18 protein-coding genes and 1 tRNA gene are annotated in these 20,227 nt (G+C 57.9%); 18 read left to right on the top strand and 1 reads right to left on the bottom strand.

Translation table 11 applies throughout. The features are described from left to right. Positions 1 to 2: 2 nt before the first annotated feature. The 10 genes from G7Y51_RS09085 to G7Y51_RS09040 all read left to right on the top strand — a co-directional run bounded on the left by G7Y51_RS09085 (position 3) and on the right by G7Y51_RS09040 (position 14,211). Positions 3 to 2,633, top strand: coding sequence for a virulence factor SrfC family protein (locus G7Y51_RS09085; RefSeq protein WP_165176724.1), 2,631 nt, complete (start codon positions 3 to 5; stop codon positions 2,631 to 2,633). Between the two features lie 3 nt (positions 2,634 to 2,636). Next, positions 2,637 to 3,674 (top strand): sel1 repeat family protein, encoded by a 1,038-nt coding sequence (locus G7Y51_RS09080; RefSeq protein WP_165176722.1) that lies wholly within the window; start codon positions 2,637 to 2,639, stop codon positions 3,672 to 3,674. A gap of 32 nt (positions 3,675 to 3,706) precedes the next feature. After that, positions 3,707 to 5,698, top strand: a complete 1,992-nt coding sequence (locus tag G7Y51_RS09075) for a vWA domain-containing protein (protein ID WP_165176720.1) — start codon at positions 3,707 to 3,709, stop codon at positions 5,696 to 5,698. Positions 5,699 to 5,716: 18 nt separating this feature from the next. Next, positions 5,717 to 6,463 carry an ABC transporter ATP-binding protein gene (locus G7Y51_RS09070; protein ID WP_165176718.1) on the top strand — a complete coding sequence of 249 codons (747 nt, stop codon included), beginning with the start codon at positions 5,717 to 5,719 and terminating at the stop codon, positions 6,461 to 6,463. Positions 6,464 to 6,466: 3 nt separating this feature from the next. Beyond that, positions 6,467 to 7,747, top strand: a complete 1,281-nt coding sequence (locus G7Y51_RS09065) for an FtsX-like permease family protein (RefSeq protein ID WP_165176716.1) — start codon at positions 6,467 to 6,469, stop codon at positions 7,745 to 7,747. 94 nt (positions 7,748 to 7,841) lie between these two features. Next, on the top strand, positions 7,842 to 9,560 hold the full coding sequence (locus G7Y51_RS09060) for an SUMF1/EgtB/PvdO family nonheme iron enzyme (RefSeq protein WP_241160192.1): 1,719 nt from the start codon (positions 7,842 to 7,844) through the stop codon (positions 9,558 to 9,560). Positions 9,561 to 9,576: 16 nt separating this feature from the next. Then, a complete protein-coding gene (locus G7Y51_RS09055) occupies positions 9,577 to 10,473 on the top strand; it encodes an NAD(P)-dependent oxidoreductase (protein WP_241160191.1) in 897 nt (298 codons plus the stop codon). A 291-nt stretch (positions 10,474 to 10,764) separates the two neighbouring features. Further along, a complete protein-coding gene (locus G7Y51_RS09050) occupies positions 10,765 to 12,810 on the top strand; it encodes an alpha-amylase family glycosyl hydrolase (RefSeq protein ID WP_165176710.1) in 2,046 nt (681 codons plus the stop codon). A 59-nt stretch (positions 12,811 to 12,869) separates the two neighbouring features. After that, positions 12,870 to 12,946: transfer RNA gene (locus G7Y51_RS09045), tRNA-Pro, on the top strand. Positions 12,947 to 13,548: 602 nt separating this feature from the next. Further along, the gene (locus G7Y51_RS09040) at positions 13,549 to 14,211 is read left to right on the top strand and encodes a hypothetical protein (protein ID WP_165176708.1); all 663 of its coding nucleotides are present in this window, start codon (positions 13,549 to 13,551) and stop codon (positions 14,209 to 14,211) included. A 325-nt stretch (positions 14,212 to 14,536) separates the two neighbouring features. Here G7Y51_RS09040 and G7Y51_RS09030 read toward each other — a convergent pair whose 3' ends face one another. Beyond that, entirely contained in the window at positions 14,537 to 15,847 is a 1,311-nt protein-coding gene (locus G7Y51_RS09030; protein ID WP_206214296.1) for a hypothetical protein, read from the bottom strand. 64 nt (positions 15,848 to 15,911) lie between these two features. Here G7Y51_RS09030 and G7Y51_RS13755 point away from each other — a divergent pair, with 64 nt between their 5' ends. The 8 genes from G7Y51_RS13755 to G7Y51_RS08995 form a co-directional block, all read left to right on the top strand. After that, positions 15,912 to 16,400: a hypothetical protein gene (locus G7Y51_RS13755; protein ID WP_241160190.1), complete on the top strand. Its 489-nt coding sequence runs from the start codon at positions 15,912 to 15,914 to the stop codon at positions 16,398 to 16,400. Further along, the gene (locus G7Y51_RS09025) at positions 16,397 to 17,356 is read left to right on the top strand and encodes an AAA family ATPase (protein ID WP_241160189.1); all 960 of its coding nucleotides are present in this window, start codon (positions 16,397 to 16,399) and stop codon (positions 17,354 to 17,356) included. Before G7Y51_RS13755 ends, G7Y51_RS09025 begins: the two co-directional genes overlap by 4 nt. A 15-nt stretch (positions 17,357 to 17,371) precedes the next feature. Beyond that, complete coding sequence (locus G7Y51_RS09020; RefSeq protein WP_165176702.1) at positions 17,372 to 17,794, top strand: hypothetical protein; 423 nt, start codon at positions 17,372 to 17,374, stop codon at positions 17,792 to 17,794. A gap of 4 nt (positions 17,795 to 17,798) precedes the next feature. After that, positions 17,799 to 17,996, top strand: a complete 198-nt coding sequence (locus G7Y51_RS09015; protein ID WP_165176700.1) for a DUF2997 domain-containing protein — start codon at positions 17,799 to 17,801, stop codon at positions 17,994 to 17,996. Positions 17,997 to 17,998: 2 nt separating this feature from the next. After that, the gene (locus tag G7Y51_RS09010) at positions 17,999 to 18,373 is read left to right on the top strand and encodes a hypothetical protein (protein WP_165176698.1); all 375 of its coding nucleotides are present in this window, start codon (positions 17,999 to 18,001) and stop codon (positions 18,371 to 18,373) included. A gap of 50 nt (positions 18,374 to 18,423) precedes the next feature. Continuing rightward, a complete protein-coding gene (locus G7Y51_RS09005; protein WP_165176696.1) occupies positions 18,424 to 18,807 on the top strand; it encodes a hypothetical protein in 384 nt (127 codons plus the stop codon). A gap of 74 nt (positions 18,808 to 18,881) precedes the next feature. Beyond that, on the top strand, positions 18,882 to 19,661 hold the full coding sequence (locus G7Y51_RS09000) for a PD-(D/E)XK nuclease family protein (protein WP_165176694.1): 780 nt from the start codon (positions 18,882 to 18,884) through the stop codon (positions 19,659 to 19,661). Between the two features lie 10 nt (positions 19,662 to 19,671). Continuing rightward, a partial coding sequence (locus G7Y51_RS08995) for an ERF family protein (RefSeq protein ID WP_165176692.1) occupies positions 19,672 to 20,227 on the top strand: 556 nt, incomplete at its 3' end.

Below are 20,227 nucleotides of genomic sequence, written 5' to 3'. Positions count from 1 at the left end.
TCATGCAGCAGCAGGATCATGACCTTGCGCAACACTGCCGCGAGCTTGCGGACGCTTCCCGGCAGGCTGTGGACTGGCTTCGGGAAAATTGCGGGCTTGTGGGCGACGAGTGCGCGGCACTGCAAAAGGACATGCGCCGCGCCGCCCGTTTTTTCGGCAAATGCGAGCAGGCCGCCCGGCGCAAAATGTGCGTGGGCGTGTTCGGCCCCAGCCAGTCCGGCAAGTCCTACCTGATCTCGGCCCTGGCAAAAGACGCCAAAGGAACATTAACGGCGGATTTGGGCGGCAAGACTTACGACTTCCTCACCGAAATCAACCCGGAAGGCGGCAAGGAGTCCACCGGCCTTGTCACCCGCTTCACCACCACCCCGCCCGCAGGGCTTGCGGACGGCTTTCCCATCCGCCTGCGGCTGCTTTCCGAGACGGATGTGGCCCGCGTGCTGGCCAACACCTATTACGCGGACTGTGAGCATAAGCAGGCGCCGCAGCCTGAAGCCCTGATCGCGGCTCTGGACGATCTGGCCGGCCGCGCCGCGGTTCCGCAAGCCGGCGCGGGCGTGGTGAGCGAAGATGATCTGGAGGATCTGCGCGAATACGTCAATAAAAATTTCAGTTCCCGGCCGCGCGTGCAGATGCTGCAAAAGGGCTACTGGCGTACAGCCGCGGAGCTTGCGCCGCGGCTTGGCCTTGCGGATCGGGCCGCGCTGCTGGGCCTGATCTGGGACAATGTGCCGGAATTTCAAAGTCTCTACCTCAAGCTTTGCGGCGCATTGGAAAAGCTGGGCAATCCCGCTGAAGCGGCCTGCCCCATTGAGGCATTGATCCCGCGTTCCGAGAGCATCATAGATGTGGCGCTGCTGCAAGGTCTGGCAGACGCGGCCCCCGCGACCCTGCCCATTCTCGGCGCCAACGGACGCCGCGCAGAGCTGCCGCGCGCCGTGATCACCGCGCTCACGGCTGAAATCACCATCCCCATGCGGGAAAAGCCGGACGACTTCTTTGATCACACGGATTTGCTCGACTTTCCCGGTTACCGCTCCCGCCTCAAGCTCAGCGATCTCAACAAGGAGCTGCAACGCCCCGGCACCCTGGAGAATCTCTTTCTGCGCGGCAAGGTGGCCTATCTTTTCGAGCGCTACTGCGAGGAAAAAGAGCTGACCAGCATGCTGCTCTGCATCGGGCCCGGCAATCAGGAAGTGCAGGATCTGCCGCGCGCCGTGTATGAATGGATCTGCTCCACCCACGGCGAAAAGCCGGTTCACCGCGCGGGCAAGCCGCCTGCGCTTTTCTTTGTGCTGACCAAGATGGACATGGAATTTGAAAAGAAAAACGGCGCTCCGTCGGTGGAAAAACGCTGGGATATTCGCCTGCAGTCTTCCCTGCTCGACTTTTTCGGCAAACAGCACGACTGGCCCGAAAACTGGGACGGCAGCAAGCCGTTCGCCAATGTGTTTTTGCTGCGCAATCCCAATTTCCGCAGCGAAGCCATCTTCAGCTTTGACAAGGAAACGCATCAGGAAACAGGCGTCAGGCCGGAGCAGGAAGAGTATGTGGAGGAGGTGCGCCGCGCTTTTCTGCAATCAGCGCTGGTGCAACGCCATGTCTCCGAGCCTGAGCGCGTCTGGCAGGCGGCCATGCGGCTCAATGACGGCGGCGTGGCGCTGTTGCGCGAAAAATTGCGGCCGCTCTGCAATCCCGAGCTCAAGCGCCGCCAGATTACGGTCAGCCTTGCCGAAAAGCGCGAACAGGTTCTTGCCTGTCTGGGCGTTTTTTATAAAAGCGACGACAGCGAGGAACTGCGCCGGCAAAAAGAGCAGCTCTCGCGCACATTGGTGGCCCTCCTGGCCCGCGTGGCGGAAAAGCAGCTTTTCGGCGAATTTTTGCAACGCCTGCAGGTACGGGACTTTGATCTCTACGAAATCTGCTTCAACGCCCGCCAGAGCCCTGCCCAGGAGGCCGCGGCCCTGCCCGCGGATGTGGTGGGCACGCGCGTTTCGGCGGATGCTATTCTGGGCGACATTTTCGGCGACGCGCCACCCCCGGCCCCTGCCCCGGCTGAAGCGACCGAAAGCAGCGCCAGGGACACGGCCGCTGTTTTCGCCGGACTGGCCCTGGAACATTGGATCAGCCGCCTGCGCGAACTGGCGGGCGACGCAGAGGCCCGCAGCCGTTACGGCCTGCCCGCCAGGGAACTTGATCAATTCTGTCACGAACTGATCGCCGCCGCAGGGCGCTGCCGGGTGCGCGAAAATCTGGAGTCCGAGTTGCGGCGCGGCGCGGCCTACAGCAATATGGCGCGCGAACGGCTGGTCTGGAAGCAGGTCAGTCTGGCGGCCGACGCCATTAACGCCTTTGTGGACTGGCTGGGCTTTGACCCCCGCTTCAAGGATCAGGCGGCGCGCACCATTTTCTTCGGGGGCAGGAGCCTCAGCCTTTTTGCCCCGCCGCCGGCAATCTCCGGCGAGCCGCAGATCGCCGAAGAAGAGTCGCCCTACGATCGCCTCTGGTATACAGACTGGCTGCGCGCCCTGGCCTATGCGGTGATCGCCAACGTGAACTTTGACGGCGAGCAAACCGTCAATCCCGAACAAAACAACCGCCTGCGCCATGTTTTGCAGGCCTTCAAGGAATAATCCATGCGCGCCACCCTTACAGCCGACCCCATGCGCGGTCCCGGATACGGCCTCATTGAAGTGCAGGGCGCCGACCACATGCCGGATCCCGTTTTCGTGATTTACCGCTCGGACGGCAAAAGCCTTTCCGGCGGCGGCTGGCAGGAGAGCGAAAGCACGCTCAGGCCCGACGCCTGGGAGAACAAGGACGGCATCCTGCGTCTTGCCGTGGGTCCGGCTGTGGTCAACGAGATGGACAACCTGGAATCCTATCGGCTCAGCCTGCCCGGGCCCGGCCTTTGCCCGCTGGTAGTTCAGAACCTGGTTTATTCGCATATGGGCGGAGGCCAGGGCATCGGCGCGCACGCTCCCCGGCCCGATCCCGCGCCCGTACAGCCGCAAGCCTCGCCCGATCCCGGCCCGGAACCTGAGCCGGAGCCGAGCCCTGCTCCCGAACCGGAGGAAACCCCGCCCGCGCCGGTGGAAGAGCCGCTGCAACTGCCCTCGCAAAGCAGCGCCAAAAAAGAGGGCAGAACCGGCCTGCTTGCCGGGCTGCTGCTTTTGCTGCTGCTGGCGGCCGGAGCGCTCTGGTGGTTTGTGTGGCGCGCGCCTGATGCAACGCCCCTGCCCCCTGTGCCGCCGCAAACCTCCGGGGGTGCGGCGCGGAACACGCCTTCCGGCCCGTCCGCGCTGGCTCTGGCCCGCGAACAGTTGCGCGGCGAAGCGCGCCCCGATGTCAGCCTTGCCTTGGCCAAGCCCCTGCGCAAGGCCGACGCCAGCGCCGAAGAAGGGGACGCGGCCTTTTTGCTGTTGGAAGACGCGGCCCAGAAAGGCAATGCCGAAGCCATGCTTCTGGTGGGGCAGTTTTATGATCCTGTCAGCGCCTTGCCGCGCGGCAGCATTCCCGTGGACATCAGCCAGGCCAGGCACTGGTATGACATGGCTCTGGCCAAGGGGCAGACCGAGGCGCGCGCGGCCCTGGACAAGCTGCGCGCCCATGTTCGGGCCGCGGCGGACAAAGGCGACGCTGAGGCCCGCAGCCTGCTGCAAACCTGGAAATGAGCCGCGGCCCTGCGCGACTCAAGGAGATGATCATGACTTCCGGAGTGCCGGTCCGTCCCTTTCTGCTGCTGCTTCTTGCCCTTTGTCTGAGCCTGGGCGCTGCATTGTCGCCCGTGGCGTCACATGCCGCGCCCTTGCTGCAGGAAGGAAAAACATCGCTTTTTCAGCGGGTGGTCAGCCATCCCGGCGCAAAGCTCCTGGCAGAGCCGAAAGCCGACGCCAAAACCGTGCGGGAAAATGTTGTGCCTTTCACGGCATTTTATGTCTTTGCGCGTAACGGGAACTGGTTGCAGGTAGGCCTTTCCGCCGTTGCACCCGAAGGCTGGCTGGAGGCGGGCCAGGCCACAGACTGGAACCAGTCTCTCACGCTGCTTTTTGCCCCGCGCGCAGGCCGTGAGCCGGTGCTTTTCTTCAAGACCGAGCAGGATTTGAGCGCGTTGTGCGCAGCCGACGACATGGAAAAGCAATTGGACGCCCTGCTGGCCGCGGCCGCCCGGATCTCGCCCGCCGATTCCGGCACGCCGCCCGCCGCAGCCGCCGACTTGCCGATTCTGGCCAGCGAACCCGCGGGAGCCCAGGGCGCTGTCTCGGAAAAACGCTTTTATCTGATGCCCATTCTGGACATGAAAGATCCTTTTGAAGGCGTCAAATTCCTGCGCGTGGCTTCCATTGACCCCGGCCAATACGGAAAAGGCGGCAAGGGCAGAAACGGGCCGCCCAAAACCGGCATTGCCCTGGTTATCGACACCTCCATTTCCATGAAGCCGTATATTGATCAAAGCCTGAATGTGGTGCGCCGGATTTACGACACGATTGAAAAAGACAAGCTGGCCGACAAGGTGGGCTTTGCGGTGGTGGCTTTTCGCAGCAGCACCAGGGCCACGCCCGGCCTGGAATATGTAGCAAAGGTTGTCAGCGATTTTGCCACGGCCAAAAATCGCAAAAGTCTGGAAGAAAAGCTGGCGCAGGCGCAGGAAGCCAAAATTTCCAGCCATGACTTCAATGAGGATTCTCTGGCCGGCGTCTATAAGGCCGTCCAGGATCTGAACTGGGCAGAGTATTCCTCGCGTCTGATTCTGGTAATCACGGACGCGGGCCCCCTGAAAAGCGGCGATCCATATGCTTCTGTCGCCATGGGCGTCAATGAGCTCAATGATCTGGCCCGGCAAAAAGGCATCTGGATCACGGTGCTGCATATCAAAAGTCCGGGCGGCGTCAGGAATCATGGCTATGCCGAACAGAACTACAGGGCTTTGGGCAGGCTTTCGGGCCAGAGATCCAATTATCAGGCCGTGTCCGCGCCCACTCCGGCCGAAGGCGCGCGCCAGTTCGCGGCTGTGGCCAAAACCCTGGCCGAAGGCATGGTGGCAATGGTCAAAAATACGGCCGAGGGCAAGGTCATGACCCGGCCCAGGGATGAAAAACCGCAGAACCTGACGCCCGAACAGGTGGCTGCCCGGCTGGCCGCCACCCTGGGCTATGCCATGCAACTGGAATATCTAGGCCGGGCGCGCGAAAATCAGGCGCCGTCGGTGGTGAATTCCTGGATTGCGGACATGGATCTCAAGCGGCTGGCGCGGCATGAGCAGAGCCCCAGCGTTGAAGTGGCTGTGCTGCTGACCAAGAATCAGCTCAATGACCTCAGCGCGCAGCTCAAGGCAATTATCGACAATGCGGAGCGGACCAAAAAAACGGATTCGCACGATTTTTTCCAGGGCATACTCTCGGCTTCCACGCGCATGGCCCGGGATCCCAATCTGCCCACGCGCGGCAAAAGCCTTGCGGAATTGGGCGTCCTGGCTGAATTTCTGGAAGGTCTGCCCTACAAGAGCGACATCATGCTTTTGCGAGAGGAAGACTGGTACCGCATGAGCATCGGCGAGCAGACGGCCTTTGTCAATCGCCTGAAATCGCGCCTGGCCCGCTATGAGGAATACGACAAGGACCGGGCCAACTGGGAGAGTTTCGGCCAGGCCAATGCCGGAGACTGGGTTTACCGCGTGCCCCTGAGCATGCTGCCCTGAGTGCGGGCTTTCAAGAGTATGGAAGATCTGGTCTTTTCCCTGCGGGGAATCAGCAAACGTCGTCCCGGCGCGGAGGGCTTTCATCTGCGGCTGACGGCCTTTGATCTGCCGCGCGGCCGCCTGCTTGCGCTGGCCGGGCCCAGCGGCTGCGGCAAAAGCACGGCCCTGGACCTGCTGGCCTGCGTGCTCAAGCCGGATGCTCCGGAGGCTGCAACCCGCTTTGTCTTTTCCCCTGTGCCGGAACACAAAACGGACGTGCTGGCCGCCTGGAAAAGCGGCGACACAGACAGGCTGGCAAGCCTGCGCCTGCGCCATCTGGGCTATGTCTTGCAGACCGGCGGCCTGCTGCCCTTTCTTTCGGCGCGCGAGAATATTTTGCTGCGCTGCAAAAGCCTGGGCATTGCCGAACAGCGCAGGGAAGCCATAGCCGATCTGACGGCACGGCTGGGCATCACTCACCTGCTTGCGCACTTTCCGGCCACGCTTTCCGTGGGCGAACGCCAGCGCGTGGCCGTGGCCTGCGCCCTGGCCCACGGGCCCGGCGTGGTGCTGGCCGACGAGCCTACCGCCGCTCTTGACCCCCTGCACGCCCGCGCGGTGCTGGATCTGTTCGGAGAACTGGCGCGCGAGATGGGAATCAGCATGATTATGGTTACGCACAATGCGGACATGGCCCAGGCCGCGGGTTTTACCGTGGTCCGCGTGGCCGTGCAGCCCCGGGCGGGCGGCATTGCAGCCCGCATCGCCTATGCGGGGCAGGACTGAGCCATGCCGCGGACCCGGCTGCAAGCCTGCCGTTTGGCGCTCAGGGATTATGCGCATGAAGGTCTGCTTTCGGCCTGCGCGGTTCTGGGGCTGGCCGCCGTGCTCACGCCGTTGCTGGTTCTCTACGGAGTCAAGTTCGGCGTGGTCCAGACCCTGACCGAGCGCCTGCGCGAAGACCCGGCTACTCTGGAAATTTCGCCCGTGACCAGCGGCCGGTATACTGCCGAATATCTGGCCAATCTGGCCGCGCATCCGGATGTGGCCTTTGTGTTGCCGCGCACCCGCGCCATTGCCGCCACCATGAACCTCGACAGCGGCCAGGGCAGGCATCTTTTGGTTTCACTGGAGCCGACAGCTCCGGGCGATCCTTTGCTGCTCCGGCACGGCGCGCAGATTCAGGACATGCCGCTGCCCGGCAAGCCTGCGGGCGCGCAGAGCGGCGCTGCCACGCTCAGGGAACCCATCGGCGTGACGCTTTCGGCCACAGCGGCCGAAAAACTGGACGTGCGCCGGGGCGCAGTTTTGCGGGGCCAGGTGGAACGCCGCTACCAGGGCCGCATCCAAAGCGCCGGGGCAACCTTGCGGGTCATCTCTGTTCTGCCTCTGGCCGCGCAGCAAAAAGACACAGCCTATGTTCCCCTTGCTTTGCTGGAAGCCACCGAAGATTTTCGCGACGGCCGCGCCGTGCCCGATCTGGGCGCTCACAACGGCTGGATTGGCGAAGCGCGCCCCGCGGAGCCACGCGTGTATCCGGGTTTCAGGCTCTATGCGCGCAATCTGGACGCGGTCATGACTCTGCGCCGGGCTTTTGCCGCGCAAAATCTGGATGTCTACACCCACGCGGAAGAGATCGAGCAGGTCACCACCCTGGCCCGCGCCTTGAATCTGATTTTCGCCCTGATCTGCGCGGCCGCGGCCGCTGGCTTTCTGGCCTCCACGGCCAGCAGCGCTCTGGCCGGAGTCAAGCGCAAGGAAAGAATTTTGGGGCTCTTGCGGCTCACGGGCTTTTCCACGGGCGCGCTGATGCTCTTTCCACTGGCCCAGGCCCTGTGCACCGCCATTCTGGGCACTGCGCTGGCATCGGGAATCTACATGGCGGCCGCAACGGTGCTCAACCGTCTGTTCAGCGCGGATTTGCGCGATCTGGAGCAAGTCTGCCGCCTCCTGCCCGAACATTTTTTGCTGGCGCTCGCGGCTGTCGTCGCGCTTTCCCTTGCGGCCGCGCTGGGCCCTGCGCTACGCGCCGCGCGCATCCAACCTTCGGAGGTAATCCGTGATGTCTGAGCCTGAACCTCCCCGGCGGCGGAAGCAGGGCCGCCGTTGCCCCCAGCCGAAACACAAAGCCGGATTTTCCGGCCCACGCCGCCGGGAGGCAGTGTTGCAATGCCTCCTGCGCGTTACTGCCCTGATCCGTTTTGGAGGTTTTGCATTCCGCCTCCCCCTCTGCCTGCTTCTGCTGGCGGTTCTCGCGGGCTTTCCCCCTTCCCCGGCATGGGCCGCGCTCAAGGCCAAAAGCGGCGTAAGCCTGGCCGATGCCTGCAATCCCCGACCGGCGCGGGACGACATCGTGCTGCCCATGCCCTGCGGCCTTTCCATGACATTCAGGCTGGCAGCCGTGCCGTCCAGGGGCTTTCTTTGGGATATGCCCATGCGTCCCGGTGTGGACGACAGCGCCAATGCCGAGCGGGCCTTTTATGACCGGCGCTTCAATGCGGCTCTTTCCGGCCCCTTTGCTCTGGCGGATCTGCCCCCGGAATGGCAAAAACATGCGCCGCAGGGCAAGCATTACTTTTATCTGATCGCCAAATACGAGGTCAGCCAACTGCAATGGCGGGCCGTTATGGACGCGGCCTGCCCGGATACGCAGAATCCGCCGCCTGACGCCGCCCTGCCCGTGACGGGCGTGAGCTGGTATGACGCCGTTGACTTTACCCGTCGCTACACCGCCTGGCTCTTGAAAAACGCGCCCGAAGCCCTGCCCCGCTTTGCGGGCGACAGCCGCAATGTGGGTTTCGTGCGCCTGCCTACGGAAACGGAATGGGAATATGCCGCGCGCGGCGGCCAGACCGCAGGCAGCCAGCAATTGCTGTTGGAGGATTTTTTCGCCCTGCCGCCGGGAGCCTCCAAGGCCGATTACGCGGTCTACCGGCCCGAGGGCGCGGCCCACGGCGTTGAAAGCCTGGCCCGGATCGGTTCGCGCAAGCCCAACCCCCTGGGCTTGTATGACATGGCGGGCAATGCCGCTGAAATGGCGCTGGACGCCTTTCGCTTCTCCGTGGCCGGGCGTCTGCACGGCTCAGCCGGCGGTTTTGTGCGCAAAGGCGGTTCCTTTCTTTCCGGCGAGGCTGAAATACTGCCGGGCCGCCGCGAAGAAGTGCCCTTTTTCATGGCCGACGGCCCGGCCCATGCCCGCGATCTCGGCTTCAGGCCCGTCATTTCCGGGATCAACACGCCCGGCGGCAATCGCCCGCAAGAACTTCTGGCGGAATGGAACAAGGCCGGCGAGAGCATGGCCCCCACCCTGCGGGCCGCCCGCAATCCCCTGGAAGAACTGGACCGCCTGCTTGCTCTGGCCCCCACTGCCGAAATCAAGAACAATTTGCAAAAACTGCGCGACACCATAAAAGAAAACAATATCGCCCTGGAGCGCCAAAAGCAGCTGGAAGCCCTGACCTTGTTGCGCACCGGGGTCTACATGATTGAAACCATCCGAAATTATGCCAGCCGTCGCAACAGTCTCAAGACCCAACTGGCCAGCATGGAGCGCGACGCCAAAAGCGCCAAAGGCGCGGCGCTTGAAAAACTGCGCCGAATCATGGATACTGCGCGCAGAGGGCTTGTCATGCTGGATACCAGCCTTGACAAATCCCTCATCTTCTACCGCAGCAAGGTGGAAGACGGGGCGCAATCGACGCCGGAAACGCTGGACGCGGCCTTTGCCTCGCTGGCCAGGGATTTCAGCGGCGACGATCCCTTTAACGAGAACATGCGCCGCAATCTGGAATTATATGGGCGGCATGTGCATCTTTTTCGGAAAAACAAAATCCTGTCGCGCGAAAACCTGCAAAAAGAAATTCTGGAACGCCGCTTCCAGTAGCACAAGTGAGGTAGTTATGGCTGACAACAAGCGTCTCGGCTGGATCGGCACCGGCGTCATGGGCCTGTCCATGGCCGGGCATCTGTTGGCCGCGGGCATGCCCCTGACGGTTTACAGCCGCACCAGGGCCAAGGCCGAGCCCCTTCTTTCCAAAGGCGCGCGCTGGGCCGACAGCCCGCGCGAGGTGGCCGCGGCCTCTGATCTGGTCTTTTCCATGGTAGGCTACCCCAGGGATGTGGAAGAAGTGCTGCTGGGCGAGCAGGGCGCCTTGCGCGGGCTTGCCCCAGGCGGCATTCTTTGCGATATGACCACCTCAAGCCCGGCTCTGGCCACGCGCATAGCCGAGGCGGCCGCTGCCCGCGGCTGCGCCGCCCTGGACGCGCCCGTGACCGGGGGCGACGTGGGCGCGCGTGAAGCCCGGCTTTCCATTTTTGTGGGCGGGGACGCAGCGGCCCTGCAACTGGCCCGGCCCTGCCTTGACGCCATGGGCCAGCGCGTGCTGCATTGCGGTCCGGCCGGTTCCGGGCAGAAAGCCAAACTGGCCAATCAGGTTGCTGTGGCCGGGGTGATGTTCAGCGTCTGCGAATCCATGCTTTTTGCCCAGGAAGCCGGTCTGGACGTGGCGCAATGGCTGGAGCTGGTGATACCCGGCGCGGCCGGCAGCGCGGCGATGGCCAGCCTGGGCCCTCGCCTCTTGCAGTGCGATTACGCGCCCGGCTTCTATATTGAGCATTTTGTCAAGGATCTGGGCCTGTGCCTTGAGGAGTGCCGTCGCATGCAACTGGTGCTGCCGGGTGTGACCCTGGCCGAAGAGTTTTACCGTATGATGCAGGCCCAAGGCCAGGGCCGCCAGGGCACTCAATCCCTGATCCAATGCCTTGCGGCGCTCTCGGGCAAGGAGTGGCGCAAATAGCGTCAGAGCATTTCCACGTTGAAAATGCCCTGACGGGCAGCGACTGCGCAGCCGTTGCGGCGGAACCGGCTTTCGCCCACAGCACCGGGGGCGGCATTGCAACCGCGCTCTGCTCCGGTCTCGCTGGCGCGTGATCCGGCGCAGGAAGAGAATGCCCGACGCCACAGAAGAGATCTGCCGTATCATGCCGCTCATTGCGGCCTTTGCAGCCGCCGCAATGGATATCCTTTGCCTGCTGCGCCTCTGCCCTGCTCTTGTTGGGGCAACCTCTCCCCTGCCCTGCGAGGCCCCATGTCACAGCTTATCCCCCAAAATCCCCTGGAAGACCCGGCGCTGGAAGCGTACCACGACTTTTTGCTGCGGCGCAGCCGCCGTTTTACCGAAGAGCTGGATCGCATCATCGCCCATTACGGCTCATTGCGCGCCTACGCGAATCTGCACAAAGATCTCGGCATTCACCGCGTCACCAATGCCGCCGGCCAAACCCGCTGGCGAGTGCGGGAATACCTGCCCTGCGCCGAGGCTGTCTGGCTGACCACGAATCGGCTTAACTTTCAGCGCCATGCCGACTATCGCTTTACCCGGCTTGAAAACGGTATTTTTGAGCTTACGCTGCCTGAAGAAGCACTGTCTCACGGCGTCTATCTGGAACTGCGCGTACTCAGCCGCGCTGCCCGGCCCGATACCGCCGGGCCGGAGAGCGCCAATCCTCCGCTGCGGCGGGTGCCCGCTTTTGCCCAATGGGTCGAGCAGGATCCGATCGTGCCTGCCCAATGGTGCGCCCGTCTCTGGGCCCCGGACACACCCTACCGTTTCCGACACCGCCGCCCGCGCGCGCTGGTTTTTCCCCGCATCTACGAAGCCCATGTGGGCATGGCGCAGCCAGCCCTGACCCACAAGGGAGAAAGCGTGGGCAGCTACGCGGACTTCACCGGGAGGATCCTGCCGCGCATCAAGGCTGACGGATATACGGCCGTGCAGCTTATGGGCATTCTGGAGCATCCGTTATATCGCTCTTTCGGCTATCAGGTCAGCAGCTACTTTGCGCCCAGCTCCCGTTACGGCACCCCGGATCAATTCAGGGAGCTGGTGGACACTGCTCACGGCCTGGGCCTTGCCGTGATTCTGGACATCACCCATGGCCACGCCTGCCCCAATACGGAGCAGGGTCTCGCGCGCTATGACGGCAGCACATATTTCTTCAGTGAAAAGTATAATCAATGGGGCACGCCTTCTTTTGATTACAGCCAGGAAATGACGCGGCGCTTTCTGCTCTCCAACTGCCGTTACTGGCTTGAGGAATACCGTGTGGACGGCTTTCGCTTTGACGCGGTGGGCAATATGCTGTACCGCGATCATGGCGTTGACGACGATTTTTCACATGTGGGCCGCTGCTTTTACGGCAAGGACGGCCTGCCGCGCGGCGACGAGCCGGGCGAGCTGTACCTTTGCCTGGCCAATGCCCTGATCCACGAGCTTGCGCCGCATTCCACAAGCATAGCCGAGGAATTTTCCGGTATGCCCGGCCTGACCTGCCCGCCCGCGCAAGGCGGTCTGGGCTTTGACTACCGTTTTGCCATGGGCATTCCGGATTATTGGGGCAAATGCATTGAGGCCCCGCGCGACATGGGCAGCCTTTGGCATGAAATGACCAACCACCGCCCCTATGATCGCACCATCAGCTATGTGGAGTGCCACGACCAGTGCATCAACGGCGACGACGCGATGATCTGGCGGCTTCTGGGCGACGACATGTACGCCAGCATGTCCGTGTTCACAGATACCTGGAAGGTCTCGCGCGGGCTGGCCTTTTACCGTCTGATGCGGCTGATCACCCTTGCGACCGCGGACGCGGGTTACTTGAATTTCATGGGCAATGAATTCGGGCATCCGGAATGGCTGGATGCGGAAGCCTACGCGCACCGCCAATGGCATCTGGCCGGGCGCGCGGATCTCAAATACGCGCAACTGGCCGCCTGGGACAAAGCTCAGTTGCGAGATCTGGTTGCCGCGCATCTGGAGGACTTTCAACAGGCCCCGCTTTTCCGCTTCATCCATGAGGAAAAACGCCTGCTGGCCTTTGAGCGCGGGCGGCTGCTCTTTGCCTTTAATTTCCACGAACTCGACGCGCAACAGGATCTGGCTTTCGCCGTCACCCCGGGCAAGTATGTGGAAAAGCTCTCTTCCGATGAAACGCGCTTTGCCGGGCACGGCAATCTTGTCGTTGCCCCGCGCCCTGTGGAGCACTTTACCCGCGTGCTGCCCCAGCGCCCGGAGCAGGATGTGACCCTGTACCTGCCGCCTCTCGTCGCGCTTGTGCTGCGGCGCGAAGATTGACCACGCGCCAAAAAAACCTTGACAGATCGCCTCTGCCCGCGTAGTTATTCTTTCCGCGTCGGGATGTAGCGCAGTCTGGGAGCGCACTTGAATGGGGTTCAAGGGGTCGAAGGTTCAAATCCTTTCATCCCGACCAGAAATTACAAGGGGTTACGGTGAAAGCCGTAACCCCTTTCTTATTGCTGCACGGGTTTGGCCCCACTATGGCCCCACATTTTTTCGTTACGAAGTGTGAAAGTTGTTATACAGGCAGGCGGAATGAACTCACAGGCTGCCTTTCTCCCTTCCCTGTCACATGTTACCAAATGTGATGAAAAATGAGCCTTCCCCTGAGATGGCCCATATTTGCCATCTAAGGGCTGGAATTTTTGCCCCCGCAGGGTTTTGCGGGGGTATTTTTTGGGAAAGCCCAGAATCGACGAGTTTTAACAGCTATATTAGTATGTTATAATGATAGTCTCCTTGCATCTCCTGCCTGCTCCGAAATGTGAAGGGAAGTGATGCGTTGGTAAGGTGGGTTCAGCACCTCTGCCAGACTGACCGTATGGCCGCCCCTGAAAAAAAGTTAGAACCGAACCTAACTTTTAATTATCTTATTTTTCAGCTAGTTATTTAATGTTTACCTCTCATTTGGGGCAAATGAAGACTATATCCAATTCGCAAGAGAATCCCTATCTTATAGTCACGGACAGCGTTTGTCCGCAACGTCAACGGCTCCAATCGGAGCAAGGAGAAAAAATGATTGATGAAACACGGATGATGGCGTCAAGGGGAACAGTACCCGCGCCGGAAGGAGTCGAGCCATCCACGAGAAGTACGCGGGAGGAATCCCCGAAAACCACCCCAAACCCACAAGCCAAGGAGAAAGAAACAATGAACGGAAACAACGAAACAACCTACAACGCACTCCATGAGGAGACTTCAATGGCTGAACACGAGATCTCATCCCAGCAACCCCCCAGGAAGAAGCGGAATACGATGAAGGACGTGTCGAAAAAAATCAACCAGTTGAGAGAGCTGGCAAAGCAAGGCCGTTCCCGTGAAGACATCTGCACGATACTGGCCATTAGCCTACAGGGTTTCGAGACCCTGCGCCACAAGCTGAACGACCTTGACAGGACGTACTATGACATCCCGCACGAGACAGCAGACAGGACTAACAAGGTAGGCAAAAGCGGAATCATGGTTACGGCAGACCGACTGATGGCAATGGGGGCGGCAGAGATATTTGCCGCGGGAACGCCAATATCCATCCTGTTTGATAGAGAGTGCATTCTGATCCAACGCGCCGGGGCAAAAAATCCATCTCTCCGCCGCGAAGAACCACAACCAGATACCTTGGAGGCGGATATGGCGAGAGAGGTTGAATCCATCTTTGGCGTTGAAGTGGAGGCGGCGTAAACAATGCCCGAAGACTTTTTTGAAGCTCTCGTCCGTGACCTGCCGTCGCTGCTTACACGCAAGGACATGGGTAAGTACTTCGGGACATTGATTTCTCCGAATTATCTTGCGAATCTCGACTCTCTGGGCAAAGGCCCCCGGCGTGCCCGTATAGGCCAAAAAGTGGTATATAAAAAAGATGATATGATTGAATGGTTGCGCAGGAGGACGAAGCCCGTACAGAAACACTAAAATAGGGGGAAAACCCCATAAAGGAGGGCTTGAAACACAAGCCCTTTTTATTGTCCTTTCATTTCAAAAATAAGGGAGATAGATGTGTCAGGAGTCACTGTTTTTTTTTTGAGGAATGACCACGTCCTTGAAAGTAATTAACGCCAGCCCATTTTTGAATGCCTTCTTCGTCCATTCTTTTTTTCAATACTTTTTTAAGATTTCTTTCAAATCCCCGCTTTTCAAAATACTGCTTATATTTCGCTGAATCTTTGAATTTTTGAATCATTTGGACGTGAGAAAGTTCACTTCCATCTTTCCATTTTTTAATGGCCCTTTTTACAATCATCTCTATTTCTTTGCCAAAATATTCATGACCCGCATCTCCCGCAATAGCTGAGAACATTTTATTTGCATTATCGAGTTTATCTTTCGGAGAAAACAGGTGGGTATAGACACAAATATCATTGAGTATTTCTAAATTTGAGAACATAGTAAATTCAAGCATGGACAGACTACGATATACTGCACTTAAAATTATTAAGCTAAACTTTCTATACATTTCTAATAAAATCTTGTCTATTTCCTCCTTTTCAAGGTAATCTGATATATCGCATTCAATAACAAATAGAAGTATTGATGTAATATATCGTACATAAATTATCATACAAATATAGTCAAAGTTTTCCCTGATCAGTTCGTTATTTTTTTCTAAGGGTTGCTCAGCACAGAGAAGTTTAAAGTCGGTTGCAACCAGACGATATAAGGGGAAAATACTATCAATTAAGACATAGTCAGAAAATAAGAGTCCCATGAAATCATTACCAGGATTTTTATTAAGTTTACCCACTCCAATATAGGCATTGGCAATTTGTGAGTTGAATAAGTAATTCCTTAAGGTTAATATTGACTTGATATTAAAGTAATCCCTCGCATAAAGCATAAGAATAATTGATTCCGTAGCTTCTTGAGGAGATATTTTATCCTTCTTTAATATCTTTACTCCATTACGAAAAGAATATGTTGTCTCACCAGAATACATTTGTTTATTATCTTTTATCATGTCATTGATTGTCGCATTAATATGAGTAATATTTTCCAAGTAATCAGGAGATTTAAATTTATTCATATAACTATGAATAATTCTTAAAAATTTTTTGTCAATAGATTCTGCTGTCTCACCTATTTTATAAATAGCGTCAAGAGATAGGCACATTTTTAATGCCGCGTTATATAATCCTATACGGAAATCATCAGTCTTATCACAATGTTTATCTAATAGAGATATTGAACCACTAAGAACTGATATGTAACGACCATAAAGATCTGCTTCTTTTTTAAAATATTCATCGAGCATTTTCTTCACATTATCTGAAATAGTTTGCTTAACTCCATAAAGATATAATCCTTTTCCAACATGAAGCATAATTGCTCCTTTTTTAATATTCTCCTCCTTCATATGGAAATAACATATGAAAGGAGGACTTTTTATGATTTCAGACTTGTTAAAGGCCGGGTTCCCCGCTGTGTTGCTGCAAACTTTGGAGCCGCACAGGACAGAGGATGAACTCAGGAACATCCCGGGCTGGCAAATCGCCAGGTGGGATTGCGTACAAGGCATCAGGGGTCTCTCACCCCAATCGTTTCTCCACGAGGACATTCAAAGTCCGATTGAAGCTGTCTCATGGCTCATGTCCGCCAAGGACACTGTGCTTGTCTGCCACGGATTGTCGGCATTTGTCGATGACCCGATGGTCAGTCAGGCCATCCTGAACGCCATCCCTGTATATAAGGGAATTGGCTCATGTCTGGTCATCGTTTCTCCGACTCCTGCGTTACCCGCTCAGCTTCAACCGTTCTTTCACCTCGTGGAAGTCAAATTGCCAGAGGAGGAGGCGTTATACCCCTGCAAGCCGAACTTGGCGAACCTCTCAACATTCGGCCCAACCGAAAAGCCGCAAGGCTGGCAACAGGGTTGACCGAATTTCAGGCGGAGACCGCCTATTCCCTCAGCCTTACCCAAAAGGGCTACTTCAGTTCCAAGACCGTGACGGAAGCCAAGAGCCAGATGATAAAAAAATCCGGCTTACTGGAAATCTTTCCGGCGGCGAACATCCTTGACGTGGGCGGATTGAATCCCCTCAAGGAATATGTAGCCAATCGCGCCCAGGCATACAAGCCCGATTCAAAGCTGCCCAAGCCGAAAGGAATACTCCTCGTGGGTGTTCCCGGCACGGGCAAATCCAAAACCGCCTGCGCCATAGCGGGAATGTTGCAATTCCCGCTGCTCAGGCTGGACATCGGCGCGTTGAAAAACTCGCTGGTGGGTGAATCGGAGCGCCGGATGCGCGAGGCCACAAAAATTGTGGACGCCTTCGGCAACTGCGTCCTCTTTCTGGATGAACTGGAGAAGATGTTCTCCGGCACCAGGGGCGGACTCAAGGACTCAGGCACGACAATGGGGATGTTTTCCCATTTCCTGACCTGGGCCAATGAGCAGAAATCCGCGTTCATTGTGGCTACGGCCAACAACATCAAGGAACTGCCGCCCGAATTTCTCCGGGCAGGGCGCTTTGACGCCATCTGGTTTGTGGACTTGCCTACGCTTATCGAGCGCAGGGAAATCATCAAAATCATGAACCGCAAGTACGGCACATCCATGCCCGAAGCCTGGGCGGATGACCTCAAAGGCTACACTGGTTCGGAAATAGAGCAAATCCTTCGGGACTCCCTCTATGACGGCCTTGAAGCCGCTCGCCATTCGCTTATTCCGCTTTCCAAAACCATGAAGGAGGATATCGAACAGTTGCGGCTTTGGGCGCGTTCCCGTGCCCGCATCGCCAATACTCCCGACGAGGAGGCTCCGGCCACGCGCAAACTCAGGCAAGCGCCGAAAGTTCGCGTTCTCGGAACCCCGTCAACAACCATCCATTGATGAGGAGGAGGCAAAATGTCCCACGTTTCGCACATCGAACTCAAGATATTCGACCTTTCGGCCATCAAGCGGGCCTGCCAGAGACTGGGTTTCCAGTTCGTTGAGAACCAGAAAACCTACGAATGGTACGGCACACTTGTGGAGCCGGAGAAATATCCGCTCCCCGAAGGGCTTACCGAAAAAGACCTTGGGCATTGCGACCACGCCATCAGGATTCCCGATGCCCGCTATGAAATCGGCGTTCTCAAGCGCAACGGCAACTATATGCTGCTCTGCGATTTCTGGGATACCCGTCTCAAGCGGGCCATTGGCGAAAACGGCGGCCTGCTCAAACAGGCATACGGCGTTGAAGTCATCAAGGAGGCCGTGAAAAAGAAGCGCTACTCCTATTCCGAAAAACAGGTCAACTCAGGCATCGAACTGACCATAACCCTGTGAGGACATGATGAAGCTCGTACAGATCACCGTCACCGCTGATGGCCGTGTGGAAATGTCCACCTACGGCTTTCCCGGAAAGTCCTGTGTGGAAGCCACCAAGTTTCTCAAGGAGCTTCTTGGCGAAGAAACCTTCATCAAGATGAAGCCGACCGCCTTTGTGCCCTATGTGGCGCGGACGGAAGTCGTCCAGAACCGGGAGTGAACATGGGCTATTACTCGGATGTAAGCCTGTGCCTCTCGAAAACAGGGGCTGCCCGGCTCAGGGAAAAGCTTGAAAACACCGCGCCGGAACTCAAACAGGAGGTGGAAGAGCTGCTGGAATATGCGGATTCCCACACTCTCGATGCCTCAAGCGAGGCTGCGTTCTGGTGGTGGAGCGGCATCAAGTGGTATTCCGACTTCCCGGATGTGGGCTTCATGGAAGCCTTCATGCGTGAACTTGACGAAAAGGACTACTACTTCCTCCGCATTGGCGAAGCCGATGACGACACTGAGCGCCTTGGCTGCTATCTCGACAACCCGTTCAACATGTATCTGGTCAGGAGCATCCATTTCTCCGGCCCGGAGGAAATCACCTAATCGGGCCATCGGTTTCACGGGTCTTGCCGCCGTCCATCTACAAGGACGAAGTGGCAAAGTTCCAGAACCTTATGGAACAGGCCCGGCAGGAAGCCATTGCGGCCCTGCGCGGAGAGTTTGTGGAACTTGTCGCCAACATCGCGGACAAGGTGTCCGGCGCTGAGGACGGCAAACCCAAACGCCTGCGTGATGCCGCTGTGGAAAATCTCAGGGACTTTCTGGACAGCTTTGCTGACAGGAATATCTTTGAGGACGAGCAGCTTGCCGAACTGGTCAACCAGTGCAGGACTGTCATCTCCGGCACGGACGCCAATGCCATCCGGCATAGCAGTCTGGTTAAGGAAAATCTGCATAGCTCCATGACAAATCTGCTCAAGACCATCGAAAGCTCGCTTGAAGGCGTTCCCCGCCGCAAGCTGCGCTTCGCCGCCTGAAAACAGGCATATCCGCTATCATCTTCAACAGGTGGTGGCGGAGAGTTCCCGCCACCACCCCTCTTGGAGGGAAAATGGAACCGCTGCTGCTTTCCAAATCTCGGCTCAACACCTATTGCCTCTGCCCGGAAAAATACCGCCTGACCTACGTTGAGAAAATCGTGCCCGATAAGACGGCCATCCCGCTCATCGAAGGTTCGGCGCTCCATCATATTGTTGAGAACTGCCTTGTCTATGGCAAGACCGTGCCCAATATGGCGGAGGAAGCCTCACGGGAATACTGGACACACATTGCCGTTCAGGAAAGCGAATACGCCGATGAAGCAGGCTTTCGCCAGGCTCAGGAAAAGATTCTGAACGAGGCCAAAGCCTTTCTGGAAAAGATCGGCCCGCTCAACACTTGGCAGATGGAAGCTTATTTTGAACATCCGCTTGTTGATCCGCTCACGGGTGAAGTGGATGAAAGCATCCTTCTGAGAGGCTTTGCGGACATCATCGACCAGCCGGAACCTGAACTCACCCGCATCATCGACATCAAAACATCGGCCAAGTCGCCCAATCTGGAGCAGGGAAACCGCGCTCTGGAACTGACTGTCTATGCCTATCTCATGGCCTGTGAGTTCGGCTTTCAGATACAGATTCCCGTGAGCTTGCTCTATCTGGTGCGCTCAAAAGAACCCAAGGTCGTGTGGCTCAATTCCCTGCGGGCCGAAAGCGACTTCGTGAAGCTCTACGGCTCTATCCGGCATATCGCTACGGCTATCCGGCAAGGGCTGTTCTGGAAGAATCAGGGCATCAACTGCCTGTGGTGCCAGCATCAGGAACTCTGCTTCGGCAAATGCTTTGCGGCATAAAGAGGAACACATGGACTATGCGTTCAGTTCGCCAGAAATAACCGAACTTTCCAAGGCGCTCATCGAGGTGCAGAAGCACCTTCAGCCTGCCATCAAGGATGCCGAAAACCCCTTTGCCAGAAACAGATATGCCACGCTGAACAGCGTTATGGACTCCTGCCGTATGGCCTTGCTGGATAACGGTATCCTGCTGACACAATACCCTGTTCCCGTGGAGGGAAGCAATCTTGGGCTGGTGACAAAACTCGTTCACGCCAAGACAGGGCAGTTCCAGGCATCGCTGGCGGTCATTCCGCTTGCCAAGCCTGACCCGCAGGCAATGGGAAGCGCCTTCACCTATGGACGCAGATATGCCTTATCGGCCATGCTCGGAATCGTTTCCGAGGAGGATGATGACGGCAATGCCGCCTCTGGCAGAAATTCGCAAGGTCGTGTCAGGGGAATAAAGGCTACGGGAAGCCAGTCAGGCTCAACCATGAGCAAAAGAACGGCCCCCGTTGACCGTGGTCCCCTGAGCCAACTGCTTGCCGACCTGGGCTTGTCGGAACTGATGCCCTGCTATCGGG

Origin of the sequence: Desulfovibrio sp. ZJ369, assembly GCF_011039085.1 — a bacterium.
Lineage (GTDB): Bacteria > Desulfobacterota > Desulfovibrionia > Desulfovibrionales > Desulfovibrionaceae > Desulfovibrio.
This window is presented reverse-complemented; position numbering and strand designations above follow the sequence as displayed.

Bases quoted from the DNA above. Each gene is read 5' to 3' on its own strand.
- G7Y51_RS09085 (WP_165176724.1), top strand. From the start codon at position 3: ATGCAGCAGCAGGATCATGACCTTGCGCAACACTGCCGCGAGCTTGCG.
- G7Y51_RS09080 (WP_165176722.1), top strand. From the start codon at position 2,637: ATGCGCGCCACCCTTACAGCCGACCCCATGCGCGGTCCCGGATACGGC.
- G7Y51_RS09075 (WP_165176720.1), top strand. From the start codon at position 3,707: ATGACTTCCGGAGTGCCGGTCCGTCCCTTTCTGCTGCTGCTTCTTGCC.
- G7Y51_RS09070 (WP_165176718.1), top strand. From the start codon at position 5,717: ATGGAAGATCTGGTCTTTTCCCTGCGGGGAATCAGCAAACGTCGTCCC.
- G7Y51_RS09065 (WP_165176716.1), top strand. From the start codon at position 6,467: ATGCCGCGGACCCGGCTGCAAGCCTGCCGTTTGGCGCTCAGGGATTAT.
- G7Y51_RS09055 (WP_241160191.1), top strand. From the start codon at position 9,577: ATGGCTGACAACAAGCGTCTCGGCTGGATCGGCACCGGCGTCATGGGC.
- G7Y51_RS09050 (WP_165176710.1), top strand. From the start codon at position 10,765: ATGTCACAGCTTATCCCCCAAAATCCCCTGGAAGACCCGGCGCTGGAA.
- G7Y51_RS09040 (WP_165176708.1), top strand. From the start codon at position 13,549: ATGATTGATGAAACACGGATGATGGCGTCAAGGGGAACAGTACCCGCG.
- G7Y51_RS09030 (WP_206214296.1), bottom strand. From the start codon at position 15,847: ATGCTTCATGTTGGAAAAGGATTATATCTTTATGGAGTTAAGCAAACT.
- G7Y51_RS13755 (WP_241160190.1), top strand. From the start codon at position 15,912: ATGATTTCAGACTTGTTAAAGGCCGGGTTCCCCGCTGTGTTGCTGCAA.
- G7Y51_RS09020 (WP_165176702.1), top strand. From the start codon at position 17,372: ATGTCCCACGTTTCGCACATCGAACTCAAGATATTCGACCTTTCGGCC.
- G7Y51_RS09015 (WP_165176700.1), top strand. From the start codon at position 17,799: ATGATGAAGCTCGTACAGATCACCGTCACCGCTGATGGCCGTGTGGAA.
- G7Y51_RS09010 (WP_165176698.1), top strand. From the start codon at position 17,999: ATGGGCTATTACTCGGATGTAAGCCTGTGCCTCTCGAAAACAGGGGCT.
- G7Y51_RS09000 (WP_165176694.1), top strand. From the start codon at position 18,882: ATGGAACCGCTGCTGCTTTCCAAATCTCGGCTCAACACCTATTGCCTC.